The sequence below is a fragment of the Sphingomonas kyungheensis genome (genome assembly GCF_037120395.1).
Classification (GTDB): Bacteria; Pseudomonadota; Alphaproteobacteria; order Sphingomonadales; family Sphingomonadaceae; genus Sphingomonas; species Sphingomonas kyungheensis.
Window position 1 is genome coordinate 370,588 of sequence record NZ_JBBBDM010000001.1, and the last position, 23,912, is coordinate 394,499.

Annotated in this window: 20 protein-coding genes; 13 read left to right on the plus strand and 7 right to left on the minus strand. The window is 67.7% G+C overall.

Features of this window, described 5'->3' with window-relative positions; genetic code table 11:
- Positions 1 to 135: 135 nt before the first annotated feature.
- From V8201_RS01765 to V8201_RS01775, 3 genes are read left to right on the plus strand one after another with little or no spacing between them, the layout of a single operon-like run.
- Positions 136 to 1,320: an efflux RND transporter periplasmic adaptor subunit gene (locus tag V8201_RS01765; protein ID WP_037533845.1), complete on the plus strand. Its 1,185-nt coding sequence runs from the start codon at positions 136 to 138 to the stop codon at positions 1,318 to 1,320.
- Between the two features lie 6 nt (positions 1,321 to 1,326).
- Positions 1,327 to 4,554: an efflux RND transporter permease subunit gene (locus V8201_RS01770; protein WP_336544320.1), complete on the plus strand. Its 3,228-nt coding sequence runs from the start codon at positions 1,327 to 1,329 to the stop codon at positions 4,552 to 4,554.
- Positions 4,555 to 4,560: 6 nt separating this feature from the next.
- Positions 4,561 to 6,114 (plus strand): efflux transporter outer membrane subunit, encoded by a 1,554-nt coding sequence (locus tag V8201_RS01775; protein ID WP_336544321.1) that lies wholly within the window; start codon positions 4,561 to 4,563, stop codon positions 6,112 to 6,114.
- 647 nt (positions 6,115 to 6,761) lie between these two features.
- Here V8201_RS01775 and V8201_RS01780 read toward each other — a convergent pair.
- The 4 genes from V8201_RS01780 to V8201_RS01795 form a co-directional block, all read right to left on the minus strand.
- Positions 6,762 to 7,787: a glycosyltransferase family 4 protein gene (locus V8201_RS01780; protein ID WP_336544322.1), complete on the minus strand. Its 1,026-nt coding sequence runs from the start codon at positions 7,785 to 7,787 to the stop codon at positions 6,762 to 6,764.
- Positions 7,787 to 8,662: a UDP-2,3-diacylglucosamine diphosphatase gene (locus V8201_RS01785; RefSeq protein ID WP_037533852.1), complete on the minus strand. Its 876-nt coding sequence runs from the start codon at positions 8,660 to 8,662 to the stop codon at positions 7,787 to 7,789. Before V8201_RS01785 ends, V8201_RS01780 begins: the two co-directional genes overlap by 1 nt.
- Positions 8,663 to 8,922: 260 nt before the next feature.
- On the minus strand, positions 8,923 to 10,575 hold the full coding sequence (locus V8201_RS01790) for an inorganic phosphate transporter (protein ID WP_373276442.1): 1,653 nt from the start codon (positions 10,573 to 10,575) through the stop codon (positions 8,923 to 8,925).
- 75 nt (positions 10,576 to 10,650) lie between these two features.
- Positions 10,651 to 11,613 carry a cation diffusion facilitator family transporter gene (locus V8201_RS01795; protein ID WP_336544323.1) on the minus strand — a complete coding sequence of 321 codons (963 nt, stop codon included), beginning with the start codon at positions 11,611 to 11,613 and terminating at the stop codon, positions 10,651 to 10,653.
- A gap of 79 nt (positions 11,614 to 11,692) precedes the next feature.
- Between V8201_RS01795 and V8201_RS01800 the strand changes: the two genes are divergently transcribed.
- The 6 genes from V8201_RS01800 (at position 11,693) to V8201_RS19015 (ending at position 16,263) form a co-directional block, all read left to right on the plus strand.
- Entirely contained in the window at positions 11,693 to 11,944 is a 252-nt protein-coding gene (locus tag V8201_RS01800) for an AbrB/MazE/SpoVT family DNA-binding domain-containing protein (protein ID WP_051583392.1), read from the plus strand.
- Positions 11,941 to 12,333: a type II toxin-antitoxin system death-on-curing family toxin gene (locus V8201_RS01805; RefSeq protein WP_336544324.1), complete on the plus strand. Its 393-nt coding sequence runs from the start codon at positions 11,941 to 11,943 to the stop codon at positions 12,331 to 12,333. The genes V8201_RS01800 and V8201_RS01805 overlap by 4 nt, the downstream gene beginning before the upstream one ends.
- A 214-nt stretch (positions 12,334 to 12,547) precedes the next feature.
- Positions 12,548 to 13,936, plus strand: a complete 1,389-nt coding sequence (locus V8201_RS01810) for a helix-turn-helix domain-containing protein (protein ID WP_336544325.1) — start codon at positions 12,548 to 12,550, stop codon at positions 13,934 to 13,936.
- A 133-nt stretch (positions 13,937 to 14,069) separates the two neighbouring features.
- A complete protein-coding gene (locus V8201_RS01815) occupies positions 14,070 to 15,662 on the plus strand; it encodes an isocitrate lyase (RefSeq protein ID WP_336544326.1) in 1,593 nt (530 codons plus the stop codon).
- 215 nt (positions 15,663 to 15,877) lie between these two features.
- The gene (locus V8201_RS01820; RefSeq protein WP_336544327.1) at positions 15,878 to 16,165 is read left to right on the plus strand and encodes a DUF805 domain-containing protein; all 288 of its coding nucleotides are present in this window, start codon (positions 15,878 to 15,880) and stop codon (positions 16,163 to 16,165) included.
- Positions 16,108 to 16,263, plus strand: coding sequence for a DUF805 domain-containing protein (locus tag V8201_RS19015; protein ID WP_161773123.1), 156 nt, complete (start codon positions 16,108 to 16,110; stop codon positions 16,261 to 16,263). Before V8201_RS01820 ends, V8201_RS19015 begins: the two co-directional genes overlap by 58 nt.
- Before the next feature lie 6 nt (positions 16,264 to 16,269).
- Here V8201_RS19015 and V8201_RS01825 read toward each other — a convergent pair whose 3' ends face one another.
- From V8201_RS01825 to V8201_RS01835, 3 genes are read right to left on the minus strand one after another with little or no spacing between them, the layout of a single operon-like run.
- Positions 16,270 to 17,217 (minus strand): aldo/keto reductase, encoded by a 948-nt coding sequence (locus V8201_RS01825; RefSeq protein ID WP_336544328.1) that lies wholly within the window; start codon positions 17,215 to 17,217, stop codon positions 16,270 to 16,272.
- Entirely contained in the window at positions 17,214 to 17,414 is a 201-nt protein-coding gene (locus tag V8201_RS01830; protein ID WP_037533915.1) for a hypothetical protein, read from the minus strand. Before V8201_RS01830 ends, V8201_RS01825 begins: the two co-directional genes overlap by 4 nt.
- Before the next feature lie 5 nt (positions 17,415 to 17,419).
- Positions 17,420 to 17,791 (minus strand): hypothetical protein, encoded by a 372-nt coding sequence (locus V8201_RS01835; RefSeq protein WP_037533916.1) that lies wholly within the window; start codon positions 17,789 to 17,791, stop codon positions 17,420 to 17,422.
- A gap of 104 nt (positions 17,792 to 17,895) precedes the next feature.
- Between V8201_RS01835 and V8201_RS01840 the strand changes: the two genes are divergently transcribed.
- From V8201_RS01840 to metH, 4 genes are all read left to right on the plus strand, one after another.
- Positions 17,896 to 18,876 carry an ArsR/SmtB family transcription factor gene (locus V8201_RS01840; protein WP_037533870.1) on the plus strand — a complete coding sequence of 327 codons (981 nt, stop codon included), beginning with the start codon at positions 17,896 to 17,898 and terminating at the stop codon, positions 18,874 to 18,876.
- Complete coding sequence (metF, locus tag V8201_RS01845; RefSeq protein WP_037533872.1) at positions 18,873 to 19,814, plus strand: methylenetetrahydrofolate reductase [NAD(P)H]; 942 nt, start codon at positions 18,873 to 18,875, stop codon at positions 19,812 to 19,814. The genes V8201_RS01840 and metF overlap by 4 nt, the downstream gene beginning before the upstream one ends.
- A gap of 215 nt (positions 19,815 to 20,029) precedes the next feature.
- Complete coding sequence (locus tag V8201_RS01850; RefSeq protein WP_037533874.1) at positions 20,030 to 21,076, plus strand: homocysteine S-methyltransferase family protein; 1,047 nt, start codon at positions 20,030 to 20,032, stop codon at positions 21,074 to 21,076.
- 145 nt (positions 21,077 to 21,221) lie between these two features.
- Positions 21,222 to 23,900: a methionine synthase gene (gene metH, locus V8201_RS01855; RefSeq protein WP_336544329.1), complete on the plus strand. Its 2,679-nt coding sequence runs from the start codon at positions 21,222 to 21,224 to the stop codon at positions 23,898 to 23,900.
- The last annotated feature ends 12 nt before the right edge of the window (positions 23,901 to 23,912 follow it).

Sequence of the window (23,912 nt, forward strand, 5' to 3'; positions counted from 1 at the left end):
TTTCGTGGTGCACCGCAACAAATTCTCGAGCCGTCCATTCCATTCCTCGTCGGCGAGCCTTGACGCCAGTTCCTGACTGCGAGTAGCAGAGCGTGAGTGATCGATCACTCACATTCTTATCAGCGGACATTTTGCATGGCGAATAGGCGACACGGGGTGGCGGTGCTAGCGTTGGCGCTGTCACTGGCGGCGTGCGGCAGCAAGCAGCAGCAGCAACAGCAGGCGCCGCAGGGCCCGCCGCAGGTCGAATATCTGACCGTACGTGAACAGTCGGTGACGCTGACGACCGAATTGCCGGGTCGCACCACCGCCTATGAAACATCGGACGTACGGCCGCAGGTCAACGGCCTGATCCGCGCGCGGCTGTTCACGGAAGGCGACATGGTCCGCGCCGGCCAGCCGCTCTACAGCATCGATCCCGCGCCCTATCAGGCGGCGGTGGCGAGCGCGCGCGCGGCGCTGTCGCGCGCCCGCGCCAATATCGCCTCCACCGCCGCGCTCGCGCGCCGCTATGGCGAATTGGTCAAGATCAACGCGATCGCCCGCCAGGAATATGAGAATGCGCAGACCAGCGCGGCGCAGGCGCAGGCCGACGTCGCCGCGCAGCAGGCGGCGCTGCGCACCGCGCAGATCGACCTGTCGCGCACCACGGTGCGGGCGCCGATCGCCGGGCGGATCGGCCGTTCGCTGGTCACCACCGGCGCGCTCGCGTCGGCATCGCAGACGCAGCCGCTGGCGACGATCCAGCGGCTCGACCCGATGTACGTCGACATCCAGCAGTCGAGCGCCGGGCTTCTGAAGCTGCGCCAGCAGATCCTCAGCGGCCAGGTTGCGCGCGACGGCAATGCCCGCGTCCGGCTGACGCTGGAGGACGGCAGCGCCTATGGCCCGCAGGGCAGCCTGCGCTTCGCCGACGTCACCGTCGATCCGACCACCGGATCGCAGACGATCCGCGCGCTCTTCCCCAATCCCAACGGCCTGCTGCTGCCCGGCATGTTCGTCCGCGCCTCACTGGTCGAGGGCACGCAGGCAAAGGCGCTGCTGGTGCCGCAGCGCGCGGTCAGCCGCGACGAAAAGGGCCAGGCGACGACGATGGTGATCGGCGCGGACGGCAAGATCCAGGTCCGCACGCTGCAGACCAGCCGCACGATCGGTGAGGACTGGCTCGTCACCGGCGGCATCAAGCCGGGCGAGAAGGTGATCGTCGCGGGTGCGATGATGCTGCGCCCCGGCATGCCCGTCCAGGGCAAGCCCTGGGACCCCAACGCCAAGCCCGCCGCCCCCCAGGGCGCCGGTGCGCCCGCAGCTCAGGCAAAGTAACCCCTCATGGCCCGCTATTTCATCGACCGGCCGATCTTCGCCTGGGTGATCGCGATCATCCTGATGCTCGCCGGCGTCATCGCGATCCGCTCGCTGCCGATCGCCCAGTTCCCGGCGATCGCGCCGCCGGCGGTGTCGATCACCGCCACCTATCCGGGCGCGGATGCGACGACGCTCGAAAACACGACGACGCAGATCATCGAGCAGCAGATGAAGGGGATCGACAACCTTCGCTACTTCTCGTCCTCCTCGTCGTCGGCGGGCACCGTCACGGTGACGCTGACCTTCGAACAGGGCGCCGATCCCGATATCGCGCAGGTGCAGGTCCAGAACAAATTGCAGGCGGCGACGCCGCTGTTGCCGCAGGAGGTGCAGCGTCAGGGGCTGATCGTCGCCAAGGCGACGCAGAACTTCCTGATGTTCGTCGGCCTCTATTCGTCGGACGGCAGCCATAGCGACGTCGACCTCGCCGACTATGTCGCGTCCAAGTTGCAGGACCCGCTCGCCCGCGTGAACGGCGTCGGCGATACGCAGATCTTCGGGTCGCAATATGCGATGCGGATCTGGGTCGATCCGATCAAGCTCAACAATTACGCGCTGACGATGGCCGACGTCACCTCGGCGATCACCGCGCAGAATGCGCAGGTCTCCGCCGGGCAGCTCGGCGCGCAGCCCGCGCCCAAGGAGCAGATGCTCAACGCGACCGTCTCGGTCGAATCGCGACTGACCTCGCCCGAACAATTTGCGGCGATCCGGTTGAAGAGCAACACCGACGGTTCGGTCGTCCGCCTCAGCGACGTCGCGCGCGTCGGCATCGGCGCGGAAAACTACGCCTTCTCGGCGCAGTGGAACGGCAAGCCCGCCTCGGGCATCGGCATCAAGCTGGCGCCGGGCGCCAATGCGCTCGACACGGTCAAGGCGGTGAAGGAGCGCGTCAACGCGATCGCCAAGCAGTTCCCGCCCGACGTCAAGGTCATCTACCCCTATGACACGTCGCCGTTCGTGCGCCTGTCGGTGGAGCAGGTGGTCCATACGCTGATCGAGGCGGTGATCCTCGTCTTCCTGGTGATGTTCCTGTTCCTGCAGAACTTTCGTGCGACGCTGATCCCGACGATCGCGGTGCCGGTGGTGCTGCTCGGCACCTTCGCGATCCTCGCCGCGGCGGGCTTCTCGATCAACACGCTGACCTTGTTCGGCATGGTGCTGGCGATCGGCCTGCTGGTCGACGACGCGATCGTCGTCGTCGAGAACGTCGAGCGACTCATCCAGACCGAGGGGCTGAGCCCCAAGGAAGCGGCGCGCAAGTCGATGGACGAGATCACCGGCGCGCTGATCGGCATCGCGCTGGTGCTGTCGGCGGTGTTCCTGCCGATGGCCTTCTTCGGCGGGTCGACCGGCGTCATCTATCGTCAGTTCTCCATCACCATCGTCTCGGCGATGGTCCTGTCGGTCAGCGTCGCGCTGATCCTCACCCCGGCGCTGTGCGCGACGATCCTCAAGCCGCACGATCCCGGCAAGGCGGAAGGCAACGGCCCGCTCGCGCGCTTCTTCCGCTGGTTCAACGACAAGTTCGATCGCGGCCAGGATCGCTATGCCAGGGGCGTGCGCTCGACCGCGCGCAACTGGAAGCGCTCGCTTGTCGTCTATGCGCTGATCGTGATCGGCATGGCGGTGCTGTTCGTGCGCCTGCCCACCGGCTTCCTGCCGGAAGAGGATCAGGGCATCATGATCGCGCTGGTCCAGGGCCCGCCGGGCGCGACCACCGCGCGTACCCAGAAGGGCCTCGACACGATCCGCGACCATTTCCTCCAGACCGAGGGGAAGAACGTCCAGGGCGTGTACACGATCAATGGCTTCAGCTTTGCGGGGCAGGGCCAGAACAGCGGCATCGCCTTCATCCCGTTGCAGGAATGGTCGCATCGCAAGGGCGCCGAGAACAAGGCGCAGGCGCTGGTCGGCCGGGCGATGGGCGCATTCTCGCAGTTCAAGGACGGCATGATCTTTGCGGTCATCCCGCCCGCGGTGCAGGAATTGGGCAATGCCAGCGGCTTCGACCTGCAATTGGTCGACGAGGCCGGCATCGGCCACGAAAAGCTGCTCGCGGCGCGCAACATGCTGCTGGGCATGGCGTCGCAGGACAAGTCGCTCATCGGCGTGCGTCCCAACGCGCTCGACGATGCGCCGCAGCTCAAGATTGACGTCGATCAGGACAAGGCGAAGGCGCTCGGGCTGGACCTCACCACGATCAACAACACGATCGCGACCGCCTGGGGCAGTGCCTATGTCAACGACTTCATCGATCGCGGCCGCGTCAAGCGCGTCTATATCCAGGCGGATACCGACTATCGGCTGAAGCCCGAGGATGTCGCCAATTTCTACGTGCGCAGCGACACCGGCACGATGGCGCCCTTCTCGGCCTTTTCGACGGTCCGCTGGTCGCAGGCGCCGGCGCAGCTCACCCGCTACAATGGTCTGCCGTCGATGGAGATCCTCGGCCAGCCGGCACCGGGCGTGTCGTCGGGCGCGGCGATGAAGGCGATCGAGGCGATGCACGCGAAGCTGCCGCCGGGGACGCGGCTCGACTGGACGGGTCTGTCCTACGAGGAACGCCTGTCGGGCGGACAGGCGCCGGCGCTCTACGGCCTGTCGCTGCTGATCGTCTTCCTCTGCCTCGCGGCGCTGTACGAAAGCTGGTCGGTACCGATCTCGGTGCTGCTGGTCGTGCCGCTCGGCATCATCGGCGCGCTGCTCGCGGCGACGCTGACCGGGCTCAATAGCGACATCTACCTCCAGGTCGGGCTGATCACGACGATCGGCGTGTCGGCGAAGAACGCGATCCTGATCGTCGAATTCGCCGAGGAACGAATCAACGAGGGGATGCGGCCGTTCGACGCCGCGGTCGAGGCGGCGAAGCTGCGGTTGCGGCCGATCCTGATGACGTCGCTGGCGTTCATCTTCGGCGTGCTGCCGCTCGCGGTCTCGACCGGCGCCGGTGCCGGCGGGCAGAATGCGATCGGCCGCGCGGTCGTCGGCGGCATGCTGTCGGCGACGGTGCTTGCGATCTTCTTCGTGCCGATGTTCTTCGTCGTCGTGCTGCGGCTGTTCGGCCATGGCGAGGACGGCAAGCGCGGCGCGCAGGATGACGGGCATGACCGCCACGACGATCATCCGCAGGATGATCGCCCGCATGATGATGGCGCACGCGGCGATACGCCCGCGCCGCAGGGAGCCTGAGTGGTGATGACGAGCAAGATCCTCCTCGGCCTGCTGGGCGCGACCGCGCTCGCCGGCTGCAACCTCGCGCCGCATTATGTGCGGCCGGTGGGCGAAGTGCCGGCGGCGCTGCCGCAGGGCGGTGTCTATCCGGCCGCGGCGACCGATGCGCCCGACGTCACCAAGATCGGCTGGCGCGACTTCTTCACCGACGAACGGTTGCGCCGGACGATCGCGCTGGGCCTCGACAACAATCGCGACCTGCGCGTCGCCGCCGCCAACGTGCTGCAGGCGCGCGCGCAATATCGCATCCAGCGCGCCGATCTGGTGCCCTCGACCAGCCTGTCGGCTTCCGGCACCTACACCAACAACATCCAGGGCGCGGCGAGCACGCTCGGCGGCGCCGCCAGCGGCAGTAGCGGGACGGGGACGGGGACGGGCACCGGTGTCGGCACCGGGACCGGCGCCGGGTCGAGCGCGGGCAGCGGCACCAGCGGCAGCGTCGGGACGAGTTCGTCCAACTTCGAATTCTACTCGGTCAATGCGGGCTTCTCGGCGTTCGAACTCGATCTGTTCGGCCGGGTGCGCAACCTCAACCGCGCCGCGCTCGAACAATATTTCGCCACCGAAGAGGCGCAGCGCTCGACGCGGATCAGCCTGATCGCCGAGATCGCCACCGCCTGGCTGACCTTGGCGTCGGATCAGGACCAGCTGGCGATTTCACAACGCTCGCTCACCTCGTTCGAACAGTCGCTCGAACTGACCCGCGCGCAATTCCGCATCGGCGTCGCCTCCGAGCTCGAGGCGCGGCAGGCGGAGACGACCTATCAGGGCGCGCGCAACGACATCGCGGTGCTCAAGACGCGGGTGGCGCAGGACAAGAACGCGCTCGACCTGCTCGTCGGTACGCCGGTGACCACCGAGCTGCTGCCGCAGGGGCTCGGCAGCGGCGACGCCGCCTTGCAGGTGCTGCCCGCCGGGATCCGCTCCGACGTGCTGCTGCGTCGTCCCGACGTCTTGCAGGCGGAGCATCAGCTGATCGCGCAGAACGCCAATATCGGTGCGGCGCGGGCGGCGCTGTTCCCGCGCATCTCGCTGACCGCGACGCTGGGCACGATCAGCACCGCGCTGAGCGGCCTGTTCGCGGGCGGCAGCTTCACCTACACCGGTGCGCCGTCGGTTTCGCTGCCGCTGTTCGACGGCGGCCGGCTGCGCGGCAACGTCGACCTCGCCCGCGCGCAGCAGCAGGCGGCGGTGTCGACCTATGAGAAGACGGTGCAGACCGCCTTCCGCGAGGTCGCCGATGCGCTCGCCCAGCGCGGCACGATCGACGAGCAGCTCGCGGCGCAATCCGCGCGTGTCGAGGCGGCGAATGTCGCGCTGCGCATCTCCGACGCGCGCTATCGCGCCGGGGTCGAATCGTTCCTGACGACGCTCGATTCGCAGCGCACCGCTTATGCGGCGCAGCAGCAGCTGGTGACGACGCGGCTCAACCGGGGGAGCAATATCGTCGAACTGTACCGGTCGCTGGGCGGCGGGCTCGACGTCGACGATCCGGCCAAGCCGGTCGCGGCGCGATAGGGGCGTTCGGCGGCATCCTGGTGTCGCTGCGGCGAGGGGCGGCTTCGGCCGGCGCGGGACGGTTGCGCTGGCCGCAGCGTGCCGGCGCGGCGCGAGCAAGTCGGCAGGGCTGCTGGGGGCCTTTGGGGTCTATCCCGCTTTCCTTTTCTCTCGCGCCCTTTGCGAGAGTCGCCCGCATAGCTTCAAGCACCAGTGTTCCCGCGCAGGCGGGAACCCAGTGGCCAAGCAGAACACCGTCTCCCGGGAAAAGAACACTGGGCTCCCGCCTTCGCGGGAGTACTGCGCTATTCTGTTCGTCATGCCGGACCTGTTCCGGCATCCACAGTTCCGGATGAGCGTAACTCGGTGACTGCGCGGCACAATGGATCCCCGAACGCGTCCAGGGTGACGGCATGACTGCGGCGGCGGCGAGACTTCCGTAGAGATTCGACCTTTGCAGATGCTGTGGCGAGATTTGCGCGACAGTCGTACCGTCGCCGGTATCGCGCCCAAGTTCCACGCAATGCTTTAGCAACTCAGCCAGTGTGCTTCGAAAACGACGCGATCCGAGGATGCCCGAGGGTCGGCCCATCGTGTCCCAGACCATCTGCCAGACAGGAGCGGAGCGCCGCCCTTGGTCTTTCAGCCTCGCCCCGCCAGCCGCCGGCTTAGGCGGCGCGGACCTCCGCCGCGCGAATCGGGGCGAGGCTGTCGAGGAACTGGCGGGCGCTCGCCTGCCAGGTGAAGCGTTTGGCATAAGCGGCACAGGCGGCGCGGTCGCGGGTCATCGCGAGGCGGATCGCGGTGTCGAGGTCGCCGTCGATCGCACCGACCTCGGGCGACAGGACATCGACCGGTCCGGGCGCGGGCAGCGCCGCGACCGGCGTGCCGCAGGCGAGCGCCTCGATCATCACCAGCCCGAACGTATCGGTGCGGCTCGGGAAGACGAGCAGATCGGCGCTGCGATAGGCCGCGGCCAGCGCGTCGCCGAAGCGCGCGCCGAGGAAATGCGCGGCGGGGTAGCGGGCCGCGAGCGTCGCGCGCGCCGGACCGTCGCCGATCACCACCTTGGTGCCCGGCACCCTAGTGTCGAGGAACGCTTCGATATTCTTCTCGATCGCGACGCGGCCGACGTAGAGCTGGATCGGTCCCGGCAGCGCCGCGATCGCCGGATCGACCGGCCCCTCGGCGGCGAAGACGGTAAGGTCGACACCGCGCCCCCAGCGCCGCAACCGGTTGAGCCCATGCGCGCGCAGCGCGGTGTCGACCGATGGCGTCGAGGTCAGGATCGCGTCGGCAGGGGCGTGGAACCAGCGGATGTAGCGCCAGATCCATTCGGCGCTCACCCCGGTGCGCGCGGCGACATAATCGGGGAATTGCGTGTGATAGGCGGTGGTGAAGCGCAGCCCCCTGGCGACGCACCAGCGCCGTGCCGCGACGCCGAGCGGGCCTTCGGTGGCAATATGGATCGCCTCGGCGTCGAACTCGCCGATCAACCGGCCGATGCTGCGGCCGCCGGCGATCGCCAGCCGGATCTCGGGATAGCTCGGGCAGGGCAGGCTGACGAAACGGTCGGGCGAGACGACGAGCAAATCATGCCCCTGCGCCTCGACCTCGCGTTTGATCGCGGTCAGCGTGCGGACGACGCCGTTGACCTGCGGCTGCCAGGCGTCGGTGACCAGCGCGATGCGCATCAGGCGGCGATCGATCCGGCCCGCTGCGCGGCGCGATCGGCGGCGACGCGGGCGGCGATCTCGTCACCCCACAGCAGCAATTCCATCCGGCCGTCGAAATGTTCGACCAGCGCGGTGCAGCCTTCGACCCAGTCACCGTCGTTATAATAAGCGACGCCGTTGATGTCGCGGATCTCGGCGGTGTGGATATGCCCGCAGACGACACCGTCGACGCCGCGCGACCCGGCGGCATGCGCGACCACCTCTTCGAAGCGCGAGATGAAGGCGACGGCATTCTTGACCTTCGCCTTGGCGTGTTTCGACAGCGACCAATAGGGCATGCCGAGCCGCCGCCGCGCCGCATTGACCCAGCGGTTGAGCACCATCAGCGCGGTATAGGCGCTGTCGCCGATCTTCGAGAGCCAGCGGTGGGCGAGGGTGATCGCGTCGAATTCGTCGCCGTGCAGCACCAGCAGGCGGCGGCCGTCGGCGGTGGTGTGGATCGCCTTGCGCCGGATGCGCACGCCGCCAAAGTCGAGCCCGGCGAACTGGCGGAACACCTCGTCGTGATTGCCGGGGATATAGGTGACCCTGGTGCCGCGTTTGGCGCGCTTCATCAGCCGCCAGACGACGTCGTTATGCGCCGCGGGCCAGTAGAATTTCTTCTTGAGCCGCCAGCCGTCGATCATATCGCCGACGAGATAGAGCTGTTCGCTGTCGACATGGTCGAGGAAGTCGATCAGCATGTCGGCGTTGCAGCCGCGCGTGCCGAGATGGACGTCGGAGATCCAGATCGTCCGGAAGCGGCGGCGGGGGATATCGCCACGCTCGACGACCGACGGACGTTGCGGCAGAAAGGCGAGAACGTCGGCGCTGCTCGCATCGATGACGGTCATGGATCGGCCCCCGGGGGCCTATCGCCCCGCTGCCTCCATGCCATCGGCATGTGACGGCGCGATCACGAAGCGATGACGATCGTGTTGCAGTCTTGGCGCGTCGTCGCCAAGTCTTGCGGGATGCTTGTCGGTCGTCACGCCGGCCCGATGACCACATGGGCAAGCAAGGCAACGACTTGTCTTATCTCTGCTATTCGGTGGCGCGGCATCGCCGGCAGACCGGCGACGGTGGCGTCCCTGCCGATCACGCCGCGCGCCGCTCAGGCGGCGGTGGCCACGCGCAGGATGGCGGTGAGCGCCCAGTAGAGCCCGCCGGCGAGCAGCATCGCCGCCGGCAGCGTCATCACCCAGGCGAGCGCCATGTTGCGCAGCGTCCGCCATTGCAGCCCGGCGCCATTGCCGACCGCCGCGCCCGCGACGCCCGAGGTGAGGACGTGCGTGGTCGATACCGGCATGCCGAAGCGGTCGGCGAGGAGGATCGTGCTCGCCGCCATCAGCTCCGCCGATGCGCCCATCCCATAGGTCAGGTGCGTCTGGCCGATCTTCTCGCCAACGGTGACGACGATCCGCCGCCAGCCGACCATCGTGCCGAGGCCGAGCGCGATCGCCACCGTCACCTTGACCCAGAAGGGGATGTAGCGCGTGCCCTGTTCGAGGCTGCCGCCATAGCCCTTGATCTGCTCGATCTCGCGCGCGGAGAAGCGCGCCTTGGCGCCCTCGTCGGTGACGATCTGCTTGCTCGCGTCGAGCACCAGATACATGTCGGCGCGCAGGTTCGGCGTCGCGGCGGCGGGGACGCGGCTCAGCGCGCCATAGCTACCGATCCGCTGGCCGACATCGGCCGACAGCGCGGCGAGCGCGCCATAGACGTCGGGATCGTTGACGCGGCGCACCGACAGGCCCTGGGTGATCGTCGCGCGCGCGGCGTCGAGCGAGGCGGGTGGCGTGCCGGCATGCGCGGCGAAGGTCGCCTGTGCCGCGCGCGCCTGCGCGACATAGGCGGGGGTGGCGCTCGACGGCACGGTGCGGTTGAGCGCATAAGCGGTGGGGGCGCAGCCGATCAGGATCAGCATGATCAGCCCCATGCCCTTCTGCCCGTCGTTGCTGCCGTGTGCGAAGCTGACCGCGGTGCAGGTGAAGACGAGCAGCGCGCGGATGCCGCGCGGCGGCGGCGCATCGGTCGGCGGCTCGCGATAGAGTTTCGGATCGCGGAAGAAGCGCTTCATCACCAGCATCAGGATCAGCGCCCCGGCGAAGCCGACCAGCGGGCTGACCAGCAGCGACAGGAAGACGTTCTTCGCCTGATGCCAGTCGACACCCGAGGTGCCGCTCAACCCGCGTGCGAGCAGCTGGTTGGCGAGGCCGACGCCGAGCACCGAGCCGATCAGCGCATGGCTCGACGAATTGGGCAGCCCCGCCGCCCAGGTCGCGAGGTTCCAGATCACCGCGGCGAGCAGCAACGCGAAGATCATCGCGAAGCCGCCGAGCGAGCCGACGTGGAGGATCAGATCGACCGGCAGCAGCGTGACGATCGTATAGGCGACCGCGCCGGACGAGGTCAGCACGCCGAGGAAGTTGAAGAAGCCCGACCAGACCACCGCGAGCGGTGCCGGCATCGCATGCGTGTAGATCACCGTCGCCACCGCATTGGCGGTGTCGTGGAAGCCGTTGACGAATTCGAAGCCGAGCGCGATCAGCAGCGCGAGGCCGAGGAACAGGAAGACGCCGGTCGCCAGCGTCTCGCCCACCTCCGCCGTGTCCGACACGACGCTCGCCCCGGCATAGCCCAGCGCGCCGACCAGCACGACGAGGAACAGCCAGCGTCCCGCCGGGTGCAACTGCCCGTCGAGTCGCGGGCCGGGGCCGTGGGGCCGCTCGGTCGATGGTGGGGAGGCGGACGCAGCGGAGACCATGGTAGCCATATTAGCCGCGGTGCACTGCCGATGTGACGGGTTCGTGACATTTGTCGCCCGGCCGCAGCATGAGGATCACTCCGCGGACGCTGTCGGCGGCGTGAGCGTCGCGGCATTCTCACGCTTTTCCGGGCGGATATAGATGGATGACAGGATCGGTACGGCGTCGCGCAGACGATCCTCCATCTGCTCGATGATCGTCTCGCCTTCGCCCATCGTGATGCTGTCGACGAAATCGGCGCTGACCGCGACGAAGATCGCGTCGGGTGCGGTGTGGATGGTGCGGACGTGATTGACCGCACTGATCGCCGGATGCGCCGCGACGATGCCGCGCACCGTCTCGACTACTTTCGGGTCGGCGCGTTCGCCGATCAGCAGCCCCTTGGCCTCGCGTGCGAGCAGCATCGCGACCAGGCCGAGGATCAGGCCGATGAGGATCGAGGCGATGCCGTCGATCCGCGGATCGGCGAAGGCATGGCTTGCCCAGACGCCGATCGCGGCGATCACCAGGCCGGCGAGCGCCGCCGAATCCTCGAACAGGACGATGAAGCCGGCCGGGTCCTTGCTCTGGCGGATCGCCTGCCACCAGCCTTCGCCGCCCTTCGCCTTGGCGAATTCGCGCATCGCGATGAACCAGGACGAGCCTTCGAGTGCGACCGCGATCGCCAGGACGATGTAATTGACCAGCGGGTCGCGCAGCGGTTCGGGTTCGAGGATATGCAGATAGCCTTCGTAGACCGAGACACCCGCGCCGACCGCGAAGATCAGGATGGCGACGACGAACGCCCAGAAATACAATTCGCGGCCATAGCCGAACGGATGGATCGCATCGGGCGCGCGCTTGGCGCGATGCTGGCCGTAGAGCAGCAGGATCTGGTTGCCGCTGTCGACGCAGCTGTGCACGCCCTCGGTCAGCATCGACGACGAGCCGGTGATGCCGGCGGCGACGAACTTCGCGACGCCGATCCCGAGATTGGCGGCAAGCGCGCCATACAGCACGATATTCTCGCGAATGCGCGCGGTCAGCCCCTGATCCATCCCATGTCCCGTCATTGGTGTTGCAGGCGTTACGCGCGAGGGGGTGGTGAAGCTCCCTTGACGATGTTATAACGGGCGTATGAACAAGGTGCTCGACAATAAGACGGCCCAGGAAGTCCGCATCATCAAGATCGGCAATTCACAGGGCGTGATCCTCAGCAAGGAGGTGCTCGCGCAGCTTCGCGTCGGACTCGGCGACTCGCTGTACCTCACCGAACATCCATGGGGCGTCGGTCTGCGCGCGCACGATCCCGATTTCGCCGAAGCGATGGCGGCCGCCGAAGACATCATGCGCGAGGATCGTGACATCCTCGCGGTTCTCGCAAAATGACGACGACACCGCCGCGGTTCCTCAGTCCGGATATGGCGGTGGCGGTTCACGATCGCCAATTGGCCGAATATGGCGGGCTGGCCGGGGTCAAGGATATCGGCCTGCTCGAATCGGCGCTGGCGCGTCCGGTGAACAAATTCGGCTATGGCGAGACCGACCCGAGCGTGCTGGCCGCTGCATATGCCTATGGCATCGCGCGAAATCATCCGTTGGCCGAGGGCAACAAGCGTACCGCCTGGGTCATGGCGCGTCTGTTTCTGCGGCTCAACGGGGTGGAGATCGCCTTCGACAAGGCGGATGCGATACGGACGATGCTCGCCCTTGCCGCCGGGGAATTGGAAGAGGCCGCGCTCGCCGACTGGTTCCGAGGCCACATCGTCCGGCCGTAGAACGGGAATGGCCGCCAGCGTACGAGACGCCGGCGGCCACCTTTCCTCCCCAGGAAACTTTCGTCGTCATCCCTAGCGTCCTGCGCCGGGCGTGGCAGGGGGCAGGTGCGGCGTGTCCGGTCATCGTGTCCACCGGACGGACATGGTGTTTCGTCAAGCTGTAAGGATTTGACAACGGCTTTGGCATATCTGATCCTCGAGCCGAGGAGATCCGATGCCCGACCGCAAGTTATTCGCCGGCCATGCCGTCCGCCGCCTGCGGCGTCAGGCGGGGCTGACCCAGGCGGCGATGGCGGAGGTGCTCGGCATATCGTCGAGCTATCTCAATCTGGTCGAGCGCAACCAGCGGCCGCTGTCCGCGACATTGCTGGTCAAGCTCGCCGAATCCTACGATTTCGATCCGCGTGCGCTGACCGCGGGCGAGCCCGGCGGCGGCGAGGCGGCGATCCGCCGGCGGCTCGCCGATCCGATGTTCGCCGATCTCGAGATCGACCGCAACGAGGTCGGCGAATGGCTCGCCGGCGCGCCCGGCGGGGCGGAGGCGTTCGCGCGCGCCTATGACCGGCTCGGCGCCGGCGGCGGCAGCGGCGTCGGCGACGGCGTCGATCCGGTCGCCGAGGTGCGCCGCGCGATCGAGCGCTGGCGCGGGCATTTCGCCGATCTCGACAGCGCCGCCGAGGCGCTCGCCGACGAGTTGCGCCTCGGCGCCGGCGACCTGTACGGCGCGATCGCCGAGCGGCTGCGCGTCAAGCATCAGCTCACCATCCGCATCCTGCCGATGGACGTGATGCCCGACCTGCTGCGTCGGCTCGACCTCCACGCCCGGCAGTTGCAGCTGAGCGAGGTGCTCGATCCCGCCTCGCGCACCTTCGCCGCCGCCTATCAGCTCGCGCAGATCGAGGCGCGGGCCGAGATCGACGCGCTCGCCAAGGGCGCGGATTTTGCCGACCGGTCCGCCGAACGGTTGTTCCGCCGCCACCTCGCCAGCTATTTCGCGGCGGCGGTGATGATGCCCTATGCGCGCTTCCTGCGCGCCTGCGAATCGACCGGCTATGACTTCGAACTGCTCCAGCGGCGGTTCGGCGCGGGGTTCGAACAGGTCGCGCACCGGCTGACGACGCTGCATCGCGTCGGCGCGCGCGGATTGCCCTTCTTCCTGATCCGCGTCGACCGCGCCGGACAATGTTCGAAGCGCTTTTCGGGCGCGAGCGCGTCGCCGCTCGCCGAGGCGGAGGGTCGATGCCCGCTGTGGCGGCTCCACCATGCCTTCGACCGGCCGGGCAGCCTCGCGGTGCAGCTCGTCGAGCTGGAGGATGGCGCACGTTGGCTGACGATCGCGCGGACGGTGACGCCGCAGCGCCGCCGCTACGGCGGCGTGCTCGCCGAATTCGCGGTCGGCATCGGCGTCGCCGCCGAGCTCGGCGGCGCGCTGGCGGTGGCGCGCGGGGTCGACCTGAAGGGCGATGCGACGCCGATCGGGCTCGGCTGCCGCGCCTGCCATCGCACCGACTGCCCGCAACGCTCCGCGCCGCCGGCGGGGCGGGCGCTGCTGATCAACGAACGCGACCGCGGCGTGTCGGGGTTCACCTTCACGACCGACTGAAAACTTCCATACAAAATTACCGATAATGTACCGAGGATGTGACATCGCAACGCTGGAAAACGGCGCATATCTGCTCTGCATCGTGTGAAGTTCGGTACAGTCTCGCCCCGACACCACCAAGCGAGGACGGGATATGAGCTATCAGCAGCAGATCGGCGCGGCACGGCAACGGATCGCAACCCAGCCGTATTGGAGCGGGATCGACGCCGAATCGGTCGCGCGGATGCGGGTGCAGAACCGCTTCCGCACCGGGCTCGACATCGCGCGCTACACTGCGGCGATCATGCGCCGCGACATGGCCGCCTATGACGCCAATCCCGCCGCCTACACCCAGTCGCTCGGCTGCTGGCACGGCTTCATCGGCCAGCAGACGATGATCAGCATCAAGAAGCATTTCGGCACCACCGATCGCCGCTACCTCTATCTGTCCGGCTGGATGGTCGCGGCGCTGCGCAGCCAGTTCGGGCCGTTGCCCGACCAGTCGATGCACGAGAAGACCAGCGTCCCGGCGCTGATCGAGGAACTCTACACCTTCCTGCGTCAGGCGGATGCGCGCGAGCTCGGGCTGCTGTTCCGCGATCTCGATGCGGCGCGCGCCGCCGGCAATGCGATCGAGGCGCAACGGATCGGCCAGGCGATCGACCAGCACCAGACGCACGTCGTGCCGATCATCGCCGACATCGACGCCGGCTTCGGCAATGCCGAGGCCACCTATCTGCTCGCCCGCAAGATGATCGAGGCCGGCGCCTGCGCGCTCCAGATCGAGAACCAGGTCAGCGACGAGAAGCAGTGCGGTCATCAGGACGGCAAGGTCACCGTGCCGCACGACGATTTTCTCGCCAAGGTGCGCGCCTGTCGCTACGCCTTCCTCGAACTCGGCGTCGAGGACGGCATCATCGTCGCGCGCACCGATTCGCTCGGCGCCGGGCTGACCAAGCAGATCGCCTATTCGGCCGCGCCCGGTGACCTCGGTGATCAGTATAACAGCTTCCTCGATTGCGAGGAGATCGATCCGGCCGCGGTCGGCAGCGGCGACGTGGTGATCGCTCGCGACGGCAGGCTGTTGCGCCCCAGGCGGCTGCCGTCGAACCTGTTCCAGTTCCGCGACGGGACGGGGGCGGACCGCTGCGTGCTCGACTGCATCACCAGCCTGCAACACGGCGCCGACTTGTTGTGGATCGAGACCGAGAAGCCGCATATCGAGCAGATCGCGGCGATGGTCGATCGCATCCGCGCCGTCGTGCCGAACGCCAAGCTGGTCTACAACAACAGCCCGAGCTTCAACTGGACGCTCAACTTCCGTCAGCAGGTCTATGACGCCTGGGCAGAGGCGGGGCGAGACGTGGCGGGCTATGACCGCGCGCGGCTGATGGCGGCGGACTATGACCGCACCGCGCTCGCGGTCGAGGCGGACGAGCGGATCCGCACCTTCCAGAAGGATGCCGCGGCGCGTGCCGGCATCTTCCACCATCTCATCACGCTGCCGACCTATCATACCGCGGCCTTGTCGACCGACACGCTGGCGCGCGCCTATTTCGGCGAGGCGGGGATGCTCGGCTATGTCGAGGGCGTGCAGCGTCGCGAGATCCGCGAGGGCATCGCCTGCGTCAAGCACCAGAACATGTCGGGCTCCGACATCGGCGACGACCACAAGGAGTATTTCGCGGGCGAGGCGGCGCTGAAGGCGGGCGGCGCGGGGAATACGATGAACCAGTTCGCGGCGTGAGGGGCGGGGCGGGGTGCGTGCCCCGCTCCATCGCCTGTTCGAGGCGGCGCGAAGACGCGTCGCCTTGCACGTCGTTTCCGAGCCTCCTCGGCCCGACCATGTCTGGCCTCCTCTATAATGACGGTACGGCGCCGCGGCGGCGGCGTGCGTCATCGATGGATCGGTTGGGGAGAAGAATCTCTGCCCCGTCGATCGTGGGGGAGAAGAAACGACGGATGCTGTCCGGTTACGTCGCGCGGCCCTTCCGGCTCTTTGCAACGTTCCGCGGCCGATCGTCGCGGCGGGAATTCCTGTGCTTCACCATAATGATGTGGACGAGCATGTTTGCCGCAATTGGCATCGGTGGCGCGTTTGACAGGGAGGGCAGCCACAATTGGACCGTCGGGCTGTTCCTCGTCGTGATGCTCGCCTTCATCACCCCCGCTTTGGCTGTGAAGGACGGCGGGTGCATGACTTCAATGCATCGGGATGGTGGGTTCTCGCGTCCGCCGTGCCCTACCTAGGCTTTCTCGTAGAGCTGTGTTTTGCCGTCATGCCGGGTACCGCTGGCGAGAACGACTTCGGGCCTGACCCACGCACCGCCGCCAACGTTACCGCCTGATCGCCGTCACGCCCCCGCGTTGGTCAATCGCTCGAGCTGATCCTTGCTCAGGTCCAGCGTCATCGCGGGGAGCAGCTCCTCGACCTGCGCCACCTTGGTCGCGCTGGCGATCGGCGCGGTGACGCCGGGTTGCGCGATCAGCCAGGCGAGCGCGATCTGGGCGTGGCGTGCGCCGGTTTCCTCGGCGACCGCATCCATCGCGGCGAGCACCGCCGCGCCCTTGTCGTCGAGCAGATCGCCCATCCGGCCGCCGCGCACGCTCTGACCCAGATCGTCGCGGCTGCGATATTTGCCGGTGAGGAACCCCGAGGCGAGGCCGTAATAGGGCAGCACGCCGATATTCTCGGTGACGCAATAATCCTGCAACTCGCCCTCGAACTTGTGGCGGCTGACCAGGTTATATTCGGGCTGGAGCACGTGATAGCGCGGCAGGCCGTGCGCCTTGGCGGCGTCGACCGCGGATTTGAGGCGCGCGGCGTGGAAATTGGAGGCGCCGATCACCCGCACCTTGCCCGCGTCGATCAGCCGCCCGAAGGCCTCGAGCACCGCCTCCTGCGGCACCGAATCGTCGTCCTGATGCGCGTAATAGAGATCGATGCGGTCGGTGCCGAGCCGCTGGAGCGAGGCTTCGGCGGCGGCGATGATCCGAGACGGCGCGAGCTTCTCGCCGCCCTCGCCGGGAAGCATGCCGACCTTGGTGGCGATCAGCACCGTGTCGCGCTTGCCGCTCGCGGCGAGCCATTCGCCGATCATCGCTTCCGATTCGCCGCCCTTATGGCCGTCGACCCAGGCGGAATAGACGTCGGCGGTGTCGATCATCGTGCCGCCGCCGGCGACGAAGGCGTCGAGCACCGCGAAGCTGGCGGCACGATCGGCGGTCCAGCCGAAGACGTTGCCGCCGAGGACGAGCGGGGCGATCTGCAGATCGGTGGAGCCGAGGCGGCGCTTGGTCATGGCTGGGCGTCCGTGTCGTTGGTGGTCACTGCGTCGAGGTCGATGCTGTTGGCGTCGAGCATCGCCGCGGCGTCGTTGAGCTGTGCGGCTTCGTCGGCGCTCACCGCGCCGGAATCGTCATGTCCACGCGCGCAGGCGAGGAGGGCGAGGGGAAGCACCGCCGCGATCAGCCGCGGCGACGGGCGATGCCTCCCCATCCGGCTCAGTCCTTGATCGCGCGGCCGGCGCGCTCCAGCGTGTTGCCGGTCGCATCGGCGGCGCGATCGGCGCCGTTGCTGATCGCCGCACCGGCGCGATCCGCCCCGCGGTCGATCCGCGCGCCGGCGCGATCCGCGTTGGCGTCGATATTGTCGCCCGCCCGGTCGATCGCCGCGCCGGCATTGTCGAGGTGGCGTTCGGCCGAACCGAAGGCGCGGTCGGTGGCGGCATCGACATCGCTCACCGCATTGCGCGTCGTTGCCTCGGTATCGGCGGCGATGGCATTGGCGGCCTGTTCGGTCTGGTCCTGGGCGTTCTGGCTACAGGCGGCGAGGCCGATCGCCAGCGGCGCGGCGAGGATCAACAAACGCTTCATCGTCTTCTCCCGGTAGAATCGGATCATAGCGCTGGGCAACGCGGCACGGCGGCTTCGGGTCCGCGTTGACCGCATATAAAGATATCTTTATATGTTGATGCGACATGACCCTCGCGCTCGACATCTTCCGTGCCTTAGCCGATGCGACGCGGCTGCGCATCTTCTCGTTGCTGCGCACGATGGAGCTGTCGGTCGGCGAGCTTGCGCAGGTCCTCGGGCAGAGCCAGCCGCGCGTCAGCCGCCACGTCAAGATCCTGTGCGACGCCGGCCTCGCCGAACGGCGCAAGGAGGGCAGCTGGGTATTCGTCGCGCTCGGCCGCGCCGCGGCGACGGCGCCGGTGGCGGCGGCGATCGACGAATGGCAGCGGACCGAGCCCGATCATTGGGCGGTCGCCGATGCCGCGCGCCTCGCCGCGGTCCGCGCCGATCGCGCGGCGAGCGCGGCGCAATGGTTCGAAGGCCATGCCGACGAATGGGACGCGATCCGCTCGCTCCATGTCGCCGAGAGCGAGGTGGAGGCGGCGATGGCCGAGGTGCTTGGCGATGGTCCGCTCGGCCAGTTGATCGACATCGGCACCGGCACCGGGCGGATGCTCGAACTGTTCGGCGACCAGGCGGACAGCGCGCTCGGCATCGACCGTTCGTCGGAGATGCTCCGGCTCGCGCGGGCCAAGCTGCACGATCGCGCCAATACCGAATTGCGGCAGGCCGACCTCTATGCGCTGCCGATGGCGGACGGCGCAGCCGATGTCGCGATCCTGCACCATGTGCTCCATTTCGCGCAGCAGCCCGGCGCCGCGATCGCCGAGGCGGCGCGGGTGCTCGGCCCGGGCGGGCGGTTGCTGATCGTCGACTTCGCGCCGCACGACCGCGAGGATCTGCGCACACGCGACGCGCACACCCGGCTGGGCTTCGCCGACGAGCAGATCGCCGGCTGGTTCGGCAATGCCGGGCTGGCGCTGGCGCGGACCGAGACGCTGAAGGGCGGCGAATTGACGGTGACATTGTGGCTCGGGCGCAAAGCCGGTGCGAGCCTGCGTGAGGTGACGATGACGAGGGTCGGACAAACGGTGGGGGCGGCATGACGATTTCGGTGACCCAGCTCGAAGAGGCGCAGATCGCGCTCAAGGCGCCCCTTTACGCGGACGTGGCGGGCGACATCGCCGTGTCGTTCGAATTCTTCCCGCCCAAGACGGAGAAGATGGAAGAGCAATTGTGGGAAGCGGTGCGCACGCTCGAACCGCTCGCGCCCGATTTCGTCTCCGTCACCTATGGCGCGGGCGGATCGACGCGCGAGCGCACCCATGCGACGGTGGCGCGCATCCAGCGCGAGACCAGCCTGGCCGCGGCGGCGCACCTCACCTGCGTCGAGGCGACGCGCGCGGAGATCGATCAGGTCGCGGAGGATTATTGGGCGGCGGGCGTGCGGCATATTGTCGCGCTGCGCGGCGATCCGCCCGCGGCCGGCGCGAAGTTCGCGAGCCATCCGGGCGGCTATGAGAATGCCGCGGCGCTGGTCGCGGGGTTGAAGCGGCTGCACCCGTTCGAGATCTCGGTCGCGGCCTATCCCGAATGCCATCCCGATTCGCGCGACATGGCCGCGGATATCGACAACCTCAAGGCGAAGTTCGATGCCGGCGCGACGCGCGCGATCACGCAGTTCTTCCACGAGCCCGAGACCTTCTTCCGCTATCGCGACAAGGTCGCGGCGGCGGGGATCGATGCGGAGATCGTGCCGGGGATCATGCCCGTCACGAATTTCGCCAGCGTCGTGAAGATGAGCAAGATGTGCGGCACCGACGTGCCGGCGTGGATGGCGCGGCTGTTCGAGGGGCTGGAGGATCATCCCGCGTCGCGGCAGCTGATCGCCGCCACGCTCGCCGCGGAATTGTCTAGAAAGCTGTATGCCGGCGGGGTGAAGTCGCTGCATTTCTATACGCTCAACCGCGCGGAACTGGCGTTCGCGATCTGCCACCTGCTCGGCGTGCGGTCGAAGCCGGTGGCGAGCGCGGCGGCGGCGTAGCGACGGTAATTCCTCCCCGGCACGGGGAGGGTCGTGCGGGTCGCCATGTCCCCCCGGACATGGCTGGAATTGCCGGGGGCAATTCCTCCTGTGCGACATGCAACGCATGGTGGAGGGGGCTCTCCACCAGCGATATCGTTCGTGGAGAGCCCCCTCCACCCCTCGGCTGCGCCGAGCGGTCCCCCTCCCCGTGCCGGGGAGGATCGGAGATTGACATGACCACACGCGACACATTTCTCGGCGAGGCCGCCAAGCGCATCCTGATCACCGACGGCGCCTTCGGTACCGAGATCCAGAACTGGAAGCTGTCCGAGGCGGATTATGCCGGCACGCTCCAGCTCGGCCACGACCAGAAGGGCAATAACGACATCCTCGCGCTGACCAAGCCCGAGGTGCCCGAGGCGATCCACCGCGCCTATTTCGAGGCGGGCGCCGACATCGCCGAGACCAACACCTTCTCCGCCAATCGCATCAGCCAGGCCGATTACGGCGCGGAAGGGCTGGTGCGCGAGATCAACCTGGAAAGCGCGCGGCTCGCCCGCCGCATCGCCGACGAATATCAGGCGAAGGACGGCCGCCCGCGCTTCGTCGCCGGGGCGATCGGCCCGACCAACAAGACCTTGTCGCTGAGCCCCGACGTCAACGATCCCGGCTATCGCGAGATCGACTTCGATTACCTCAAGCAGGTCTATCGCGAGCAGATCGACGCCTTGGTCGAGGGCGGCGCGGACTTCATCCTGATCGAGACGGTGTTCGATACGCTCAACGCCAAGGCCGGGATCATGGCGACGATCGAGGCTGCCGAGGATCTCGGCCGCGACCTGCCGCTGATGCTGTCGATGACGCTGACCGACCTCAGCGGGCGCAATCTGTCGGGCCATACCGTCGAGGCCTTCTGGCATGCGGTGCGCCATGCCCGGCCGGTGACGATCGGGCTCAACTGCTCGTTCGGCGCCGAGCAGCTGCGCCCGCACGTCAAGACGCTGAGCGAGATCTGCGACACGCTGATCATGGTCTATCCCAATGCCGGCCTGCCCAACGAGCTCGGCGCCTATGACGAGGCGCCGGCGACCACCGCGGCTCTGGTCGGCGAATGGGCGCAGGCGGGGCAGGTCAACGTGCTCGGCGGCTGCTGCGGCTCGACGCCGGCCCATATCAAGGCGATCGCCGACATGGCGCGCGGTGTCGCGCCGCGGCAGCTGCCGGTGCCGCCGGTCCGCACCCGCCTCGCCGGTTTGGAGCCGTTCACGATGGCAGCATAAAACATCCTCCCCGGAACGGGGAGGGGGACCAGCCGGAGGCTGGTGGAGGGGGCTCTCCACGAAAGACAACGCTGGTGGAGAGCCCCCTCCACCCCTCGGCTACGCCGAGCGGTCCCCCTCTCCGTGCCGGGGAGGAATAGGAATGATGATGACCACCACGTCCTCCGCCCAGTTCGTCAATATCGGCGAGCGCACCAACGTCACCGGATCGGCGGCGTTCAAGAAGATGATCATGGCGGGCGACTATACGCGCGCGGTCGAGGTCGCGCGCCAGCAGGTCGAGAACGGCGCGCAGGTCGTCGACGTCAACATGGACGAAGGCCTGCTCGACGCGCATCACGCGATGACCACCTTCCTCAAGCTGATCGCCGCCGAGCCCGATATCGCGCGCGTGCCGATCATGATCGACAGCTCGAAATGGAGCGTGATCGAGGCCGGGCTCAAATGCGTCTCGGGCAAGCCGATCGTCAATTCGATCAGCATGAAGGAGGGCGAGGAGGCGTTCCTCTACCATGCGCGCAAGTGCATGGCCTATGGCGCAGCGGTGGTCGTCATGGCGTTCGACGAGGTCGGCCAGGCGGATACCAAGGACCGCAAGGTCGAGATCTGCGCGCGCGCCTATGACCTGCTGATGGGCATCGGCTTCCCGCCCGAGGATATCATCTTCGATCCCAACGTCTTCGCGGTGGCGACGGGGATCGAGGAGCATAACAATTACGCGGTCGACTTCATCGAGGCGTGCCGCGAGATCAAGGCGCGCTGCCCACACGTCCATATCTCCGGCGGCCTGTCCAACCTGTCGTTCAGCTTCCGCGGCAACGAGCCGGTGCGCCGCGCGATGCATTCGGTGTTCCTCTACCACGCCATCCCCGCGGGCATGGACATGGCGATCGTCAACGCCGGCCAGCTCGACGTCTATGATACGATCGATCCCGAATTGCGCACCGCCTGCGAGGACGTCATCCTCAACCGCGATGCCGAGGCGGGTGACCGGCTCGTCGCGCTCGCCGAGAAATACCGCGGCACCGATGCGGTGGCGGAAAAGGCGGCGGCCGAATGGCGCGGCCTGCCGGTCACCAAGCGGCTCGAATATGCCCTGGTCAAGGGGATCGACGCGCATGTCGTCGACGATACCGAGGAATGCCGCCAGCAATTCGCCCGCCCGATCGAGGTGATCGAGGGGCCGCTGATGGACGGGATGAACGTCGTCGGCGACCTGTTCGGATCGGGCAAGATGTTCCTGCCGCAGGTGGTGAAGAGCGCGCGCGTGATGAAGAAGGCGGTCGCGCACCTGCTCCCCTTCATCGAGGCCGCCAAGGAACCCGGCGCCAAGGGCAAGGGCAAGATCGTCATGGCGACGGTCAAGGGCGACGTGCACGATATCGGCAAGAACATCGTCGGCGTCGTGCTCCAGTGCAACGGCTTCGACGTCGTCGATCTCGGCGTGATGGTGCCCTGGTCGAAGATCATCGCGGCGGCGAACGAGAATGACGCCGACATGATCGGCCTGTCGGGCCTGATCACCCCGTCGCTCGACGAGATGGTGACGGTGGCGGAGGAGATGAAGCGCGCCGGCATGACGATGCCGCTGCTGATCGGCGGCGCGACGACCTCCAAGGTCCATACGGCGCTGCGCATCTCGCCCGCCTATGACGGGCCGATCGTCCATGTGCTCGACGCCAGCCGCGCGGTCGGCGTCGCCACCACGCTCGTCTCCGACACGCAGCGCGACGCCTATGTCGCGAGCGTCGCCGAGGATTACGAGAAGGTGCGGATCGCGCGCGCCAACAAGGGGCAGAACGACCTGCTGCCGCTCGCCGAGGCGCGGGCGCGCGGCTTCGTCGCCGACATGGCGCTCAAGGCGATGCCGGTGGCGCGGCCGGGCGTGCATGTCTTCGACGACTGGGATCTCGCCGACCTGCGCCAGTATATCGACTGGACGCCGTTTTTCCGCGCCTGGGAACTCGCCGGCAACTTCCCCGCGATCCTTACCGATACGGTGGTCGGCGCGAGCGCGAGCGCGCTGTACGCGGATGCACAGGCGATGCTCGACCGGATCGTCGCCGAGAAATGGCTGACCGCGCGCGGCGTCGCCGGCCTGTGGGCCTGCCACCGCCATGACGACGATGTGTGGGTCTATACCGAGCATCGCGAATCGCACCGCAGCCCCGATGGCGCGAGCATCCCCGAGGGCTTCCACATCCCCAATCTCGACCGCAGCGGCGAAGCGACGGTGCGGCTGCCCTTCCTGCGCCAGCAGATCGCCAAGCGCGAGGGGCGCGCCAACCTTTGCCTTGCCGATTTCATCGATCCGGCGGGCGACTGGATCGGCGGCTTTGCGGTCGGCATCCACGGCATCGACGCGCATATCGCCCGCTTCAAGGCGGACAATGACGATTACAACGACATCCTGCTGAAGGCGCTGGCGGATCGCCTTGCCGAGGCCTTCGCCGAGGCGTTGCACGCGCACGTCCGCCGTGAGCTGTGGGGCTATGCCCCCGACGAGCAGCTGACCAACGAGGCGCTGGTCCGCGAACAATATCGCGGCATCCGCCCCGCGCCCGGCTATCCCGCCTGCCCGGAGCATAGCCTCAAGCGGACGCTGTTCGACATGCTCGACGCGGAGGCGAACGTCGGACTGGAGCTGACCGACAGTTTCGCGATGCTGCCGACCGCGGCGGTCAGCGGCTTCTACTTCGGCCACGCCCAGGCGGAATATTTCGGCGTCGCGCGGATCGGCCAGGATCAGGTGGCGGACTATGCCGCGCGGCGCGGCGTCGAGGTGGCGCAGGCGGAACGCTGGCTGCGGCCCAATCTGGATTGAGCCGATCCGTCC

Excerpts from the sequence above, each read along its gene's own strand:
- V8201_RS01765 (WP_037533845.1), top strand. The coding sequence starts at position 136 with ATGGCGAATAGGCGACACGGGGTGGCGGTGCTAGCGTTGGCGCTGTCA.
- V8201_RS01770 (WP_336544320.1), top strand. The coding sequence starts at position 1,327 with ATGGCCCGCTATTTCATCGACCGGCCGATCTTCGCCTGGGTGATCGCG.
- V8201_RS01775 (WP_336544321.1), top strand. The coding sequence starts at position 4,561 with ATGACGAGCAAGATCCTCCTCGGCCTGCTGGGCGCGACCGCGCTCGCC.
- V8201_RS01780 (WP_336544322.1), bottom strand. The coding sequence starts at position 7,787 with ATGCGCATCGCGCTGGTCACCGACGCCTGGCAGCCGCAGGTCAACGGC.
- V8201_RS01785 (WP_037533852.1), bottom strand. The coding sequence starts at position 8,662 with ATGACCGTCATCGATGCGAGCAGCGCCGACGTTCTCGCCTTTCTGCCG.
- V8201_RS01790 (WP_373276442.1), bottom strand. The coding sequence starts at position 10,575 with ATGGTCTCCGCTGCGTCCGCCTCCCCACCATCGACCGAGCGGCCCCAC.
- V8201_RS01795 (WP_336544323.1), bottom strand. The coding sequence starts at position 11,613 with ATGGATCAGGGGCTGACCGCGCGCATTCGCGAGAATATCGTGCTGTAT.
- V8201_RS01800 (WP_051583392.1), top strand. The coding sequence starts at position 11,693 with ATGAACAAGGTGCTCGACAATAAGACGGCCCAGGAAGTCCGCATCATC.
- V8201_RS01805 (WP_336544324.1), top strand. The coding sequence starts at position 11,941 with ATGACGACGACACCGCCGCGGTTCCTCAGTCCGGATATGGCGGTGGCG.
- V8201_RS01810 (WP_336544325.1), top strand. The coding sequence starts at position 12,548 with ATGCCCGACCGCAAGTTATTCGCCGGCCATGCCGTCCGCCGCCTGCGG.
- V8201_RS01815 (WP_336544326.1), top strand. The coding sequence starts at position 14,070 with ATGAGCTATCAGCAGCAGATCGGCGCGGCACGGCAACGGATCGCAACC.
- V8201_RS01820 (WP_336544327.1), top strand. The coding sequence starts at position 15,878 with ATGCTGTCCGGTTACGTCGCGCGGCCCTTCCGGCTCTTTGCAACGTTC.
- V8201_RS01825 (WP_336544328.1), bottom strand. The coding sequence starts at position 17,217 with ATGACCAAGCGCCGCCTCGGCTCCACCGATCTGCAGATCGCCCCGCTC.
- V8201_RS01830 (WP_037533915.1), bottom strand. The coding sequence starts at position 17,414 with ATGGGGAGGCATCGCCCGTCGCCGCGGCTGATCGCGGCGGTGCTTCCC.
- V8201_RS01835 (WP_037533916.1), bottom strand. The coding sequence starts at position 17,791 with ATGAAGCGTTTGTTGATCCTCGCCGCGCCGCTGGCGATCGGCCTCGCC.
- V8201_RS01840 (WP_037533870.1), top strand. The coding sequence starts at position 17,896 with ATGACCCTCGCGCTCGACATCTTCCGTGCCTTAGCCGATGCGACGCGG.
- metF (WP_037533872.1), top strand. The coding sequence starts at position 18,873 with ATGACGATTTCGGTGACCCAGCTCGAAGAGGCGCAGATCGCGCTCAAG.
- V8201_RS01850 (WP_037533874.1), top strand. The coding sequence starts at position 20,030 with ATGACCACACGCGACACATTTCTCGGCGAGGCCGCCAAGCGCATCCTG.
- metH (WP_336544329.1), top strand. The coding sequence starts at position 21,222 with ATGATGACCACCACGTCCTCCGCCCAGTTCGTCAATATCGGCGAGCGC.